Origin of the sequence: Methylomarinovum caldicuralii (genome assembly GCF_033126985.1) — a bacterium.
Lineage (GTDB): Bacteria > Pseudomonadota > Gammaproteobacteria > Methylococcales > Methylothermaceae > Methylohalobius > Methylohalobius caldicuralii.
Map to the genome: position 1 here is coordinate 1,457,879 of NZ_AP024714.1, position 13,058 is coordinate 1,470,936.

Genomic DNA, 13,058 nt, shown 5'->3' on the forward strand with positions numbered 1-13,058 from the left:
GGTTCCCGGTCACTCATCAAGGGGAGGCACGAGATGTCGTTGATTCAAAAGATTCTGGCATTATTTTCATCAACCGATCAAGAGGAAACAGCAAGAATGGCAAAAATAAACAAACTGCGCGTGGGTGAATCCCTGAAGGGCGAGGGCAACGAAGTCGCACACATCGATCTGATCATCGGTCCCAGGGGCTCGGCGGCGGAAACCGCGTTCGCCAACTGCCTGACCAATAACAAGTCCGGTCACAGCGCCTTGCTGGCGGTGGTGGCGCCCAACCTGATGTGCAAGCCGGCCACGGTGATGTTCAACAAGGTCACCATCAAGAACGGCAAGCAGGCCACCCAGATGTTCGGCCCGGCCCAGCGCGGTGTCGCCATGGCGGTGACCGAGTGTCTGGAAGATGGCACCATTCCCATGGACGAGGCCGACGATCTGTTCATCTGCGTCGGCGTCTTCATTCACTGGCTGGCCGAGGATGACGCCAAGATCCAGGACTACAACTACGAGGCCACCAAGGAAGCGATCAAGCGTGCGGTGGCCGGCGAACCCACGCCCAAGGAAGTGGTGGAAAAGGCCAAGGAAGTGCACCATCCCTTCGCGGCCCACGACTGATACCGCGCCACTCCCGGATTCAGGAGCCGTCATCGCCCGCGATGGCGGCTTTTGTCGTTCCTGGCAGGGCGCTCTGGTGGAGCGCAGTGGCGACCAGCGCTGCGTGGACGCCGAGCGCCGCCAGCCGGTCCAGATCCCCCTGATGACGGACGCCGCCGGCGGCGATCCAGCGGATCTGCGGAAAACGCCGGCGGAAGTGCTCCAGGCGCGCCCAGTCCGGTCCCCGGCCGCTGCCCACCTGGGGCAGGCTCATGAGGATGACCTGGGGAGGCCAGTGTTCCGGTCGCCGCAGCAGCCAGTCCGGCCCCCGGAAACCGCTGGCGTCAAAGTCCAGGGACAGGATCCAGTCGTGGCGCCAGCGTGCCGGTTCGTCTTCGGCGTCCGAAGGCAGGGTTTCGCTGCCGACTACCGGCAGGATGCCGGGACCGGGCCGGGCGGGCGGCCAGCCGGCATCGATCCAGAGGGTGAGGGCGGGGAAACGCCTTTGAATGGCGTCGATAATTATACCGTTATCTTCCTTTCGCAAAATCCGGTTCAGATCCGCGATGTACAGCGTATCGAAGCGGCAGCGGTCCAGGTAGCCGCTGACCAGTTCCAAGGGATCGCCGTTTTTGCACAGGGGGGAGCGGACCGGACGGTAGCACTGGCGCTTTCCCTGCTGCGCCAGGACGGCTTTGCCGCCGAGTAGGTCGAGGACGGGAATCAGTTTCATGGCCATTCTCCTGTTCGAATATGTTACCGGGGGCGGCATGGCGGCGGAACCGCTGCCTGCCGGCCTGGTGGCCGAGGCCGAGTGCATGTTGACGGCCCTGCGCCGCGAATTGGCGGCGGAACGGGTTTTACTGCTGCGCGATGCCCGTCTGCCCCTGACCCGTTGCGGAACCCACGAAACCATCATTCCGGTGGCCAGCGAGGCGGAATTTGCGGCCGCCTGGGTGCGGGCCCTGGATGAGGCGGATGAGGTCTGGCTGCTGGCGCCGGAAACTGATGGTATCCTGGCGGATTTGAGCCGCCGGGTTCAGGCGGCCGGCAAGGTGCTGCTGGGAAGCCGCCCGGAGGCGGTTCGCCTGTGCGGGGACAAGTACGCGGCTTTCCGGCGGCTTCAGGGACAGGCGATTGCCTGCGTGCAGACCTGGTATCACGAGGAAGTCGATGCCGGTTTGCAGCCTCCCTGGGTGGTCAAGCCCGCCGACGGCGTCGGTTGCGAAGGGGTGCGCCTGGTTACCCGGAAGGATGACCTTGGTCCGGAGTTGGTGCAGCCCTATCTGCAGGGAGAGAATCTCAGCCTCAGCGCCGTCTTCGCCGCGGGAAAAGGAGTGTGTCTGAGCGTCAACCGCCAACGGATCGAAATCGAGGCGGGATTTTTCCATTTGCGGGGTTGTGAAGTCAATGTGCTGCCAGTATCGGAATGGCAGGATCCGGTCGTCCGGATCGCCGCTGCCGTGCCGGGGCTTTGGGGGTATGCAGGCATCGATGTCATCGTCACCGCCGACGGTCCGGTGGTGGTCGAGATCAATCCACGCCTGACCTTGTCCTACGCGGGACTACAGGAAGCGCTGGGGGCGGCGGTGGCGCCGAAGATCCTGGCCCTGGCGCGTGGGCAAACCGATGTGGACGACATCGCCCGCTGGCGTCGCCGCCTGGGTCGGGGGCGATCTGTGGAGGTCAGGGCATGACGGATTTCGTCGTTGGCTGGGATCTGGGCGGCGCCCATGTGAAGGCGGCGCTGGTGCGCGAGGGGCGGCTGGTGCAGATCTGGCAGCAGCCCTGTCCCCTGTGGCGCGGTCTGGAGCAGCTCGACCGGGCCATGGACCCCATCCTGGCGCAGCTGCCTCCGAATCCCCGTCACAGCCTGACCATGACCGGGGAAATGGTGGATCGCTTCGCCAACCGCCGGCAGGGTGTGATGGCGCTGCTGACGCGCTTCACCGCCCGGGTGACAGGACCGGTCTGGATATTTGCCAGCACTGAATTTATACCGTTATCTTTAGTTAATCAAAAAACCACAAAAACCATCGCCTCCGGAAACTGGCGACTGCCGGGATTGTGGCTAGCCAGGCAAAGCCAGACGGGATTGTTCGTCGATATCGGCAGCACCACCACCGACCTGTTGCCCCTGGAGCGGGGACGATTGCTGTGCCGGGGGGAGGACGACCACAGCCGCCTGTGTGCCGGTGAGCTTCGTTATGCCGGCGTGGTGCGGACACCGTTGATGGCGCTGGCGGGCGAAATCCTTTTTCGCGGCGAGCGGGTGGGATTGATGGCCGAGCATTTCGCCACCATCGCCGACGTCTACCGCCTGCTCGGACAGCTGCCTTCCCGCGCCGATCAGGCCGAGACCGCCGACGGGGGACCGAAGACGGCCGAGGCCAGCGCCCGGCGCCTGGCGCGGATGGTCGGCCTGGATGCCGAGGACGCCTCCATGGCTGAATGGCAAGCGCTGGCGCGGGCCTTCCGGGAACGCCACTGGCAGCAGCTGACCTGGGATTGCCTGCGTCAGCTGGGGCGTCTTTCCGGGCCGGCGCAATCCCTGATCGGCGCCGGGGTAGGGCGTTTCCTGCTCCCGGAAGTGGCCCGCCGTCTCGGAATTGCCTATCGGGATTTCTCCGAACTGGTGTCGGCGGAAACGACGACGGTTTTCGATCCGGCCGACTGCGCCCCGGCCGCGGCCCTGGCCCTGCTGCTGGCGGCCGATGATGGTAAGATGACAGGCTGACCTTCGACGCGCTCCCAAGGGATTCATGCACATCAAAGCGCTTGGCTACCGTCCTGACACCGCGATCCTGTTTTCCCACTGGGCCCAGAAACCCTGGGCCGTCTTCCTCGACAGCGGCTATCCCTTCATTCAACAGGGCCGTTACGACATCCTCGCCGCCAACCCGCGCGTGACCCTGGTCACGCGCGGGCAGATGACCGAAATCCGCAGTCCGGCAGGGGTGCAGCTGTCACCGGACGACCCCTTCGCGCTGCTCCAAAAGCAACTGGGTGAACGACGGGACAACCCGGCCGGACTGCCGTTCTGCGGCGGCGCCATCGGTTATTTTGGCTACGATCTGGCCTGGCGCCTGGAGCGTCTGCCGCGCTCGGCCAGGGCCCTGAACCCGCTGCCGGAGATGGCGGTGGGAATCTACGACTTGGCGGTGGTGGTCGACCATCAGCAACAGCAGGCGTTCTTGGTCTGCCGTGACCGCAGCCTGTGGCCGGCGCTGCAGGCGCAGGTCCGGGCGTTGTGGCGGCGGCCGGTGATCCCCGGCGGCGATTTCCAGCTTACCGCACCGGTGGTGTCCCATCTCGACCGCAAGGCTTACCTGGCCGCCTTCGACCGCATCCAGCATTACATCCGCGAAGGGGACTGCTATCAGGTCAACTTCGCCCAGCGCTTCAGCGCCCCGGCCAGCGGCGACCCCTGGTCGGTGTACCGGGAACTGCGCGCCGCCAATCCGGCGCCTTTCGGCGCTTTTTTGCGCCTGCCCCAGGGGGCGGTGCTCAGCTCCTCCCCGGAGCGCTTCCTGCAGGTCCGGGATGGCCGGGTGGAGACAAAACCGATCAAGGGGACCCGCCCCCGCTGCCTCAATCCGGAGGAGGATCTCTATCAGGCCCAGGCGCTGCGGGAAAGCCCCAAGGACCGGGCGGAAAACCTGATGATCGTCGATCTTTTGCGCAACGATCTGGGAAAAAACTGCCAGCCGGGTTCGGTGAAGGTGCCGAAGCTGTTCGAGGTGGAAAGTTTCGCCACGGTCCATCACCTGGTCAGCACCGTGATCGGCCAGCTGCGCCAGGACCGTCATGCCCTGGACCTGCTGCGCGGCTGTTTCCCCGGTGGCTCGATCACCGGCGCGCCGAAGCTCCGGGCGATGGAGATCATTGAGGAGCTGGAAGGCATCCGCCGCGGCGTCTACTGCGGCGCCATCGGCTACGTCGGTTACGACGGGGCGATGGACACCAACATCGTCATCCGCACCCTGGTGCACACACAGGGGGAGATCCATTTCTGGGCCGGAGGCGGCATCGTCGCCGATTCCAAGGGATCTCAGGAATACCAGGAAAGTTTCGACAAGGCCGCCGCGCTGATTCAGGTGCTGTCCCGTTTCCGCGCCTCCCGCGACCGTGTGGGTGGTTAAGCTCGGCGGCAGCTGGGCCGGCCATGACCGCCTGCCGCACTGGCTGCAGACGCTCGTCCACGACGGGGGCGGGCGGGTCGTGCTGGTGCCCGGCGGCGGCCCCTTCGCCGATCAGGTGCGCCGGATGCAGCGGCGCTGGCGCTTCGACGACCGTCACGCCCACCGCATGGCCCTGCTCGCCATGCACCAGTACGCCTGGATGCTGGCGGCGTTGCGCCCTGATCTGGTGCCGCTGGAGGAGATCGGGGCGCTGGGGACATGCGTCCGGCAGGGGAGGGTGCCCGTCTGGCTGCCGCGGCTGGAGGATCTCGATGCCGCCGCCATCCCCGCCGACTGGACCGTCACCTCCGACAGCCTGGCCGCCTGGCTGGTTTCCCGCCTGGAGGCGGCAGGACTGGTGCTGCTGAAACGGGTGTCCGCCTCAGCGCCGGATTCCCGGGCCTTGCAGCGCCAAGGCATCGTCGATGCCGCCTTTCCCCGCTGGTTCCCCGAGGGCAGGAGGCTGCAGGTCTTCACGCCGGATCGGCTCGGGGACTTCAGGGAATTTCTGCGCCGCTTGCCGTGATCGCCGTCGCGTTTTCCGCTAAAGCCGCCCTGGTTGCGTCCGCTAACCTCAGTGACGACCAACAGCTTTGCGGAGTGCGGCATGACTCTGAACGTATCCTTGGCCTTGCAGCGATTCGACCATTCCTTCGGGCAGCTGCAGCTGTCCCGCGACGATTCCATCCAGGAGGCAGAGGAGCGGCGGCCGGATGTCGCCCGGAATGAGGCAGGTTCCGATTCGGTGTCGGTCCGGAGGGCGGCGGCCTTTCAGGCCGTGGCGGTGGAGGAGACCTTCCAGCTGAGCCTGGCAGTGACGACCCGGGAGGGGGACGTGGTCACCATCGACCTGAGCCGCTCGGATCAGGCCGACGCTGCGGCGCTGGCAGTGGCCAACGACAGCGGGCAAGGGGTGGCGCTACAGTCCTCCCGGCAACAGGAGAGCGAGATCCACTTCAGCGTGGAAGGAAACCTCAACCGTCAGGAGCGCAAGTCGCTGGCGAAGCTGATCCACAAGCTCGACAAGCTGGCGGACAAGTTCGTCGCCGGGGACAGCCAGGGGGCGCTGAAGCGGCTGGCCAAACTGGGATTCAACGACCGCCAGCTGGCCGGCTTCTCGCTGGAGATGGGCTATGAGCGTCAGGTGAAGGCGGTCAGCGCCTATGCGGAGACGGCGGCGGTGAGCCCGCTGCAAAGCGGCGATCTGACCCGGGCCGGTGCGCTGGCATCCGAGGTGCAGACCCTGCCCGAAGTCGATCCGGCGTTTCTGCAGCGTCCCGGCGAGGACAGCGCCGAGCTGGCCGAGGGGATGGTGAAACTGAAAGCCGCCGGGCGGGACGTTCCTGTGGACGGTGAGGCGCTGGATCGCCTCAAGGCCATGATCACGGCAGCGTTCGAGCAGCGTTTCGGGATCGGTTGATCCCCGGGAGCATCGGCGACGGGACCACGCAGAGTCCCATCGCCGTCGGCCGTTTCAGGCCTGTCCGTTCTCCTTCAGGGCCCGCATCACGGTTTCACCGATGTGGGCCGGATTTCTGGCCACGTACAGCCCCAGTTCTTCCATCGCGTCCATCTTGGCCTTGGCGGTGTCGTCCGCGCCGGAGATGATGGCGCCGGCATGACCCATGCGCCGTCCCGGCGGGGCGGAAATGCCGGCGACGAAGCCGACGATGGGCTTCGTCATGTTCTCCTTGGCCCAGCGGGCGGCGGCCACTTCCTGGGGGCCGCCGATCTCGCCGATCATCACCACCGCGTCGGTGTCCGGGTCCGCCTCGAAGGCCTTGAGCACGGTGACGAAGTCGGTGCCGTTGACCGGATCGCCGCCGATGCCCACCGAGGTGGACTGCCCCAGCCCCAGGGCGGTCATCTGTTCCACCGCCTCGTAGTTGAGGGTGCCGGAACGCGACACCACGCCGACGCGGCCCGGCTGGTAGATGTGGGCTGGCATGATCCCCACCTTGCACTCGCCGGGGGTGATGATTCCCGGGGTATTGGGGCCGATGACCAGGGTGTCGTGACCGACACGGTAGCGCTGCACCCGCACCATGTCCTGCACCGGGATGCCGTCGGCGATCACCACCGCCACCCGGATGCCGGCGTCGATGGCTTCCATGATGGCATCGGCGGCGAAGGCGGGGGGAACGAAGATGGCCGACACGTCGGCGCCGGTGGCCTCCACCGCCTCGGCCACGGTGTCGAACACCGGTCGGTCCAGATGGGTGGTGCCGCCCTTGCCCGGCGTGACGCCGCCGACCACGTTGGTGCCGGTCCTGATCGCCTCCTCGGCGTGGAAGGTGGCGTGCTGGCCGGTGAAGCCTTGGAAGATGACCTTGGAAGCTTTGTTGACGAACACACTCATGCGCTTTCTCCCTTGACGGTGGCAACGGCTTTGGCGGCGGCGTCATCCAGGTTGGCAGCCTGGACGAAGGGCAGCCCCGATTCCTCGAGGATTTTGCGGCCTTCCTCGACGTTGGTGCCGGCCAGACGCACCACCATCGGCAGTTCGATGTTGAGGGTCTGATAGGCCTGGATCAGGCCGGTGGCGATCCAGTCGCAGCGGTTGATGCCGGCGAAGATGTTGACCAACAGGGCCTTGACGTTGGGATCTTCCATGACGATGCGGCAGGCGTTGGTGACCTTCTCCGGCGAGGCGCCGCCGCCGACGTCGAGGAAATTGGCGGGACGGCCGCCGTGGAGGGTGATGGCGTCCATGGTGGCCATCGCCAGGCCGGCGCCGTTGACGATGCAGCCGATATCGCCGTCGAGGGCGATGTAGTTGAGGCCGTGGCCGGAGGCTTCCACTTCCTTGGGGTCCTCCTCGTCCAGATCGCGCAGTTCGTTGACGTCCGGATGGCGGTAAAGGGCGTTGGTGTCGAAGTTGAATTTGGCGTCCAGGCAGATGAGCTTGCCGCCGTCCACCTGGGCCAGGGGATTGATTTCCGCCTGCAGGGCGTCCTTGTCGCGGAAGCAGCGGTAGATACGCTTCATGATCCGCACCAGCTGGGTCATGCGCTCCTTGTCGCGAAGCCCCATGGCGGCGGCGACCTTGCGGCACTGGAAGTCGGCCAGGCCGATGGCCGGGTCGATGGTTTCCTTGATGATGGCCTGCGGATTGCGTTTGGCGACTTCCTCGATTTCCACCCCGCCCTCGGCAGAGGCGACGATGGTGATGCGCTGGCTGGCGCGGTCGATGACGAAGCCGAGATAGAACTCGTCGACGATGTCGCTGGCCTCCTCGATCAGCACCCGCTTGACCACCCGGCCCCTGGGACCGGTCTGGTGGGTCACCAGGGTCATGCCGATCATCTCGTCGGCGATCTTGCGCACCTCGTCGAGGGAGCGGGCCACCTTGACCCCGCCGGCCTTGCCGCGTCCGCCGGCGTGGATCTGGGCCTTGACCACCCAGCGGTCGCCGCCGAGTTCCTCGGCGATGGAGTAGGCCTGGGCGTCGGAAAAGGCGACGTTGCCGGCCGGAACCGGCACGCCATAGGAACGCAACAGTTCTTTGGCTTGATACTCGTGAATGTTCATCTTGCTCTCCTCAAGTCAGCCTTGGCGGGCCTGGATCTGGTCGATCTTGGCGATCAGGTTCTCCGCCATCCTGATGGAGGCGGCGTCGATCAGGCGTCCGTCGAGGGAGACGGCGCCCTTGCCCTCGCGGGCGGCCTCTTCCATCGCCGCCAGAATGCGTCGGGCCTTGGTCACTTCCTGTTCGGAGGGAGTGAAGACCTGATTGGCCAGTTCGATCTGGGAGGGATGGATGGCCCACTTGCCTTCGCAACCCAGCGCGGCGGCGCGTTTGGCGGCGGCCACGTAACCGTCCGGGTCGCTGATGTCGCCGTAGGGGCCGTCGATGGGACGCAGCCCGTTGGCGCGGCAGGCCACCACCATGCGGGCGATGGCGAAATGCCACTGATCGCCCCAGTGCCGTTCGCGGTGGCCGTCCTCGAAGGGATCGGTCAGCACCGCATAATCGGGATTGGCGCCACCGATGTTGGTGGTGCGGGCCTGTATCGATGCGGCGTAGTCGGCCACCCCGAACACCAGCGCTTCCAGGCGCTCCGGACAGGCGCGGGCGATCTCGCGTACGTTGTCCATGCCGGCGGCGGTTTCGATCAGGGCGTGGAGATTGATGGGCTTCAACCCCTTGGCCGCCTCGATCTGGCTCAGCAGGGTGGCGACGAAATAGATGTCTTCCGGGCCGTTGACCTTGGGGATCAGGATCGTGTCGAGACGGTCGCCGGCCTGTTCCACCACTTCGACGATGTCGCGGTAACAGTAATGGGTATCCAGGCCGTTGATGCGCACCGACACCGAACAGCGGGACCAGTCGTAGGTGTTGAGGGCCTCGATGACGTTGCGCCGCGCCTGTTCCTTGTCGTCGGGGGCGACGGCGTCTTCCAGATCCAGAAACACGACATCGGCGCCGGCGTGGGGCGCCTTTTCCAACATTCTCGGATTGCTGCCGGGGACGGCGAGCTCGCTACGGTGAAGGCGGTTTTTTACGGCCATGGATTGTCAATTCCGTCAGCAGGTTGTGGGAAGATCGTGCAGCCCGGCCAGGCGGGCGGCCCGGGGCCGCACGCATTTCAAAACCGCCCATTATACGATGTTCCCGGCGCAAATTGGACCGGCGGTGGACGTGCCGACAGCTTTCGGCCGCTGACAGACCCTTCCCGGCCCCCTCCCGTGGAAGTGGCAGAAAGGCTTACTCAAGTGCCTGCCCGTCGGTTAAAATATGCTGTTTTTACAATCTGGAAGTTGGGGAATCCATGGCTATCGAAAGAACGCTGTCCATCATCAAACCCGACGCCGTCGCCAAGAACGTCATCGGTGAGATCATCAGCCGCTTCGAAAAGGCGGGGCTGCGCATCGCCGCCCTGAAGATGACGAAGCTGACCCGGCAGCAGGCGGAAGCCTTCTATGGCGTCCACCGGGACAAACCTTTCTTCAACGACCTGGTCGAATACATGATTTCCGGTCCCGTGGTGGTGCAGGTGCTGGAAGGGGAGAACGCCATCGCCAAAAACCGCGAGCTGATGGGCGCCACCAACCCCAAGGAAGCCGCCCCCGGCACCATCCGCGCCGATTTCGCCGACAGCATCGACGCCAATGCGGTGCACGGTTCCGACAGACCGGAAACCGCGGCGCAGGAAATCGCCTTCTTCTTCAAAGACGATGAGATCTTCCCCCGTTTTGACTGAGACCCAACCCCTCAACCTCCTGGGCCTGCCGCGTCAGGCCCTCGAGGCGTTCTTCCTCCAGCTGGGTGAGAAGCCGTTCCGCGCCCGCCAGCTGCTCAAGTGGGTGCATGCCCAGGGCGTCCTCGATTTCGCGGCGATGACCGATCTGAGCAAGGCGCTGCGCGCCCGGCTCCAGGCAGAGGCCCGTCTCGACCTTCCCGAGGTGGTGCGGACCCAGGTGTCGCGCGACGGCACCACCAAATGGCTGATGCAGCTGGCCGACGGCAACCGCATCGAAACCGTGTTCATACCGGAGGAGAAGCGCGGCACCCTGTGCGTCTCCTCCCAGGTGGGCTGCGCCCTCAATTGCGCCTTCTGCGCCACCGCGCGCCAGGGGTTCAGCCGCAACCTGAGCGCCGCCGAGATCATAGGCCAGGTGTGGCAGGCCCACCGGCTGCTGGAATCCGGACGGATCACCAACGTGGTGCTGATGGGCATGGGCGAACCGCTGCTCAATTTCGACGCCGTGGTCGCCGCCACCGAGCTGATGATGGATGACCTCGCCTACGGCCTGGCCAAGCGGCGGGTGACGGTGTCCACCGCCGGGCTGGTTCCCGCCATCGACCGCCTCGGCCAGGTCTCCGACGTCAGCCTGGCAGTGTCGCTCCACGCCACCACCGACGCGCTGCGCGACGAACTGGTGCCGGTCAACCGCAAGTATCCTTTGGCCGAACTGATGGCGGCCTGCAGACGGTTCATCCACGGCGAGCACCAGCGCGGGCGCAAGATCACCTGGGAATACGTGATGCTCGACGGCGTCAACGATTCGCCCGCCGACGCCCGCAGGCTGGTGAAGCTGCTGAGCCGGATTCCGTCCAAGATCAACCTGATTCCCTTCAATCCCTTCGAGGGGGCGCCATACCGGCGCTCCTCAGATGCAGCGATCCAGCGGTTCCAGCAGATCCTCCAGGAGGCTGGTTTCCTCACCACCGTGCGCCGTACCCGCGGCGACGACATCGACGCCGCCTGCGGCCAGTTGGTGGGGAAGGTGCAAGCCAAATCCCGCCCCCGCCTGAGGATTCCGGTGGAGGCGGCCTGATGCGCTGGGCGATCGCAGGATTGCTGGTGGCGCTGGCCGGCTGCAGTCTCTCCCCCGACCGGGAGGCGATCGACCGCAAGAAGCTGGCGCAGATCTATACCGAGAAGGGCATCGCCTATCTGGCCCAGGGCCAGCCCCAGAACGCTTTGGCCGATCTGCGCCACGCCCTCGAGATCGATCCCGACAACGCCGCCGCCCACGAGGCGATCGCGGTGCTGTACGAGAAGCTCGGCATGGACGACAAGGCGGCCGAGCACTACCGCCGCGCCCTGGCGCTGCAACCGGACGACGCCCGGCTGCTCAACAACTACGGCCTGTTCCTGTGCCACCGTGGCGACTACGATGCCGGGATGAAGCGGCTCGTCCGCGCCGCCAACAACAAGTTGTACGCCCAGCGCTGGAAGGCGATGACCAACGCCGGTCTCTGCGCCCTCAGGGCCGGACAGCTGGCGGAAGCCGAAGACTGGCTGCGCCAGGCGCTGGCCCTAGAGCCCGACGCGCCCCAGCCGCTGGCGGCGATGGCCCGGCTGATGGCCCGAAAGCGGCAGTGGTTGGCGGCAAGGGCCTTCCTGCAGCGCTACGAGGTGGTCGCCGAGCCGACGCCGGAGCTGCTTCAGCTTGGCGTTCAGATCGAATCCGCCCTCGGAGACGAACAAGCCGCAGCCGCCTACCGCCGCCGTCTGAAACGGATAACCCCCAAAACCCATCCCTGATCAATCATCCATGAGTCAGAAACTGCAAGCCGTCCGCGGCATGCACGACATTCTTCCGGACGAGACGCCCCTGTGGCGTAACGTCGAGACGATCCTGATCCAGGAGCTGGAACGCGCCGGTTTCGACGAGATCCGTCTGCCCATTGTCGAGAAGACCGAACTGTTCAAGCGCTCCATCGGCGAAGTCACCGACATCGTCGAAAAGGAGATGTACACCTTCCAGGACAAGAGCGGCGATTCCCTGACGCTACGCCCGGAGGGCACCGCCGGTTGCGTGCGTGCCTGCATTGAACACGGTCTTTTGCGCACCGGGCAGCTGCGGCTTTGGTATCTCGGCCCCATGTTCCGCCACGAACGGCCGCAAAAGGGGCGTTACCGCCAGTTCCATCAGCTGGGGGTGGAAGTGTTCGGCACGCCCGGGCCCGACATCGATGCCGAGCTGATCTTCCTCAATGTCCGCTGGTGGCAGCGCTTGGGCGTCGCCGACAAAGTGGCGCTGCAGATCAATTCTCTCGGCACCCTGGACGAGCGCCGGGCCTACCGCGACGATCTGGTGGCCTATTTCAGCACTTACGAGGACGCCCTAGACGCCGACAGCCGCCGCCGCCTCCACACCAACCCCCTGCGCATTCTCGACAGCAAGAATCCGGAAATGCAGGAACTGATCGAGGGGGCGCCGAAGCTGCTGGACTATCTGGGAGAGGCGTCGCGGGTCCATTTCCGCGGCTTCACCGATCTGCTCGATGCCGTCGGCGTTCCCTACGTGGTCAATTCGCGCCTGGTGCGCGGCCTCGATTACTACGGTCTGACCGTGTTCGAATGGGTGACCTCGGAACTGGGGGCCCAGGGCACCGTGTGTGCCGGGGGCCGCTACGACACCCTGGTGGAGCAATTGGGCGGCAGGCCGACGCCGGCGGTGGGCTTCGCCTTAGGGATGGAACGCCTGCTGGCGCTGCTGGAAGGCTCGCATGGCCGCAAGGAAACGCCGCATTTCTATCTGGTCCGGGTGGGGGCGGCTGCCGAACGCGCCAGCGCGGTGCTGGCGGAAACCTTGCGGCGCCGCTTCCCCGAGCTGCGTCTCATCGTCCACTGCGGCGGCGGCAGTTTCAAGAGCCAGTTCAAGAAGGCCGACAAAAGCGGGGCCCGGTATGCCCTGATCGTCGGCGACGAGGAGGCCACCGCCGGGAAGGTGGCCCTCAAACCCCTGCGCGAGGCGGGCGAGCAACGCATCCTCACGCAGGCCGAACTGATCGAATTCATCGAAAACCATATACGCGTCTGACAAGGAGGCTTT

General features: G+C 65.6%; 14 protein-coding genes. 10 read left to right on the top strand and 4 right to left on the bottom strand.

The features are described from left to right. The first annotated feature begins 96 nt into the window (after nt 1-96). Complete coding sequence (fae, locus tag MCIT9_RS07465) at nt 97-609, top strand: formaldehyde-activating enzyme (RefSeq protein WP_286291817.1); 513 nt, start codon at nt 97-99, stop codon at nt 607-609. Nucleotides 610-628: 19 nt separating this feature from the next. On the opposite strand, the gene MCIT9_RS07470 is transcribed toward fae, so the two are convergent. After that, nucleotides 629-1,321 (bottom strand): HisA/HisF-related TIM barrel protein, encoded by a 693-nt coding sequence (locus MCIT9_RS07470; protein WP_317704289.1) that lies wholly within the window; start codon nt 1,319-1,321, stop codon nt 629-631. On the opposite strand from MCIT9_RS07470, the gene MCIT9_RS07475 reads away from it, so the two are divergent. The 5 genes from MCIT9_RS07475 (at nt 1,320) to MCIT9_RS07495 (ending at nt 6,189) form a co-directional block, all read left to right on the top strand. Further along, nucleotides 1,320-2,285, top strand: coding sequence for an ATP-grasp domain-containing protein (locus MCIT9_RS07475; protein ID WP_317704290.1), 966 nt, complete (start codon nt 1,320-1,322; stop codon nt 2,283-2,285). The genes MCIT9_RS07470 and MCIT9_RS07475 overlap by 2 nt on opposite strands. Further along, a complete protein-coding gene (locus tag MCIT9_RS07480) occupies nt 2,282-3,325 on the top strand; it encodes a hydantoinase/oxoprolinase family protein (RefSeq protein ID WP_317704291.1) in 1,044 nt (347 codons plus the stop codon). The genes MCIT9_RS07475 and MCIT9_RS07480 overlap by 4 nt, the downstream gene beginning before the upstream one ends. 25 nt (nt 3,326-3,350) lie before the next feature. Next, complete coding sequence (gene pabB, locus MCIT9_RS07485; protein WP_317704292.1) at nt 3,351-4,730, top strand: aminodeoxychorismate synthase component I; 1,380 nt, start codon at nt 3,351-3,353, stop codon at nt 4,728-4,730. After that, nucleotides 4,717-5,295 carry an amino acid kinase family protein gene (locus MCIT9_RS07490; protein ID WP_317704293.1) on the top strand — a complete coding sequence of 193 codons (579 nt, stop codon included), beginning with the start codon at nt 4,717-4,719 and terminating at the stop codon, nt 5,293-5,295. Before pabB ends, MCIT9_RS07490 begins: the two co-directional genes overlap by 14 nt. Nucleotides 5,296-5,376: 81 nt before the next feature. Next, the gene (locus MCIT9_RS07495; RefSeq protein WP_317704294.1) at nt 5,377-6,189 is read left to right on the top strand and encodes a hypothetical protein; all 813 of its coding nucleotides are present in this window, start codon (nt 5,377-5,379) and stop codon (nt 6,187-6,189) included. A gap of 54 nt (nt 6,190-6,243) precedes the next feature. On the opposite strand, the gene sucD is transcribed toward MCIT9_RS07495, so the two are convergent. The 3 genes from sucD to MCIT9_RS07510 are packed head-to-tail and all read right to left on the bottom strand — an operon-like array spanning nt 6,244 to nt 9,281. After that, nucleotides 6,244-7,128 (bottom strand): succinate--CoA ligase subunit alpha, encoded by an 885-nt coding sequence (gene sucD / locus MCIT9_RS07500; protein ID WP_317704295.1) that lies wholly within the window; start codon nt 7,126-7,128, stop codon nt 6,244-6,246. Then, entirely contained in the window at nt 7,125-8,300 is a 1,176-nt protein-coding gene (gene sucC, locus MCIT9_RS07505; RefSeq protein ID WP_317704296.1) for an ADP-forming succinate--CoA ligase subunit beta, read from the bottom strand. Before sucC ends, sucD begins: the two co-directional genes overlap by 4 nt. A gap of 15 nt (nt 8,301-8,315) precedes the next feature. Continuing rightward, entirely contained in the window at nt 8,316-9,281 is a 966-nt protein-coding gene (locus tag MCIT9_RS07510) for an HpcH/HpaI aldolase/citrate lyase family protein (protein ID WP_317704297.1), read from the bottom strand. Nucleotides 9,282-9,541: 260 nt separating this feature from the next. Here MCIT9_RS07510 and ndk point away from each other — a divergent pair, with 260 nt between their 5' ends. The 4 genes from ndk to hisS are packed head-to-tail and all read left to right on the top strand — an operon-like array spanning nt 9,542 to nt 13,046. Beyond that, nucleotides 9,542-9,973: a nucleoside-diphosphate kinase gene (gene ndk, locus MCIT9_RS07515; protein WP_317704298.1), complete on the top strand. Its 432-nt coding sequence runs from the start codon at nt 9,542-9,544 to the stop codon at nt 9,971-9,973. Further along, nucleotides 9,948-11,051: a dual-specificity RNA methyltransferase RlmN gene (gene rlmN, locus MCIT9_RS07520; protein WP_317704299.1), complete on the top strand. Its 1,104-nt coding sequence runs from the start codon at nt 9,948-9,950 to the stop codon at nt 11,049-11,051. Before ndk ends, rlmN begins: the two co-directional genes overlap by 26 nt. Next, complete coding sequence (pilW, locus tag MCIT9_RS07525; protein WP_317704300.1) at nt 11,051-11,764, top strand: type IV pilus biogenesis/stability protein PilW; 714 nt, start codon at nt 11,051-11,053, stop codon at nt 11,762-11,764. Before rlmN ends, pilW begins: the two co-directional genes overlap by 1 nt. Before the next feature lie 10 nt (nt 11,765-11,774). Further along, nucleotides 11,775-13,046, top strand: coding sequence for a histidine--tRNA ligase (gene hisS, locus MCIT9_RS07530; protein ID WP_317704301.1), 1,272 nt, complete (start codon nt 11,775-11,777; stop codon nt 13,044-13,046). The last annotated feature ends 12 nt before the right edge of the window (nt 13,047-13,058 follow it).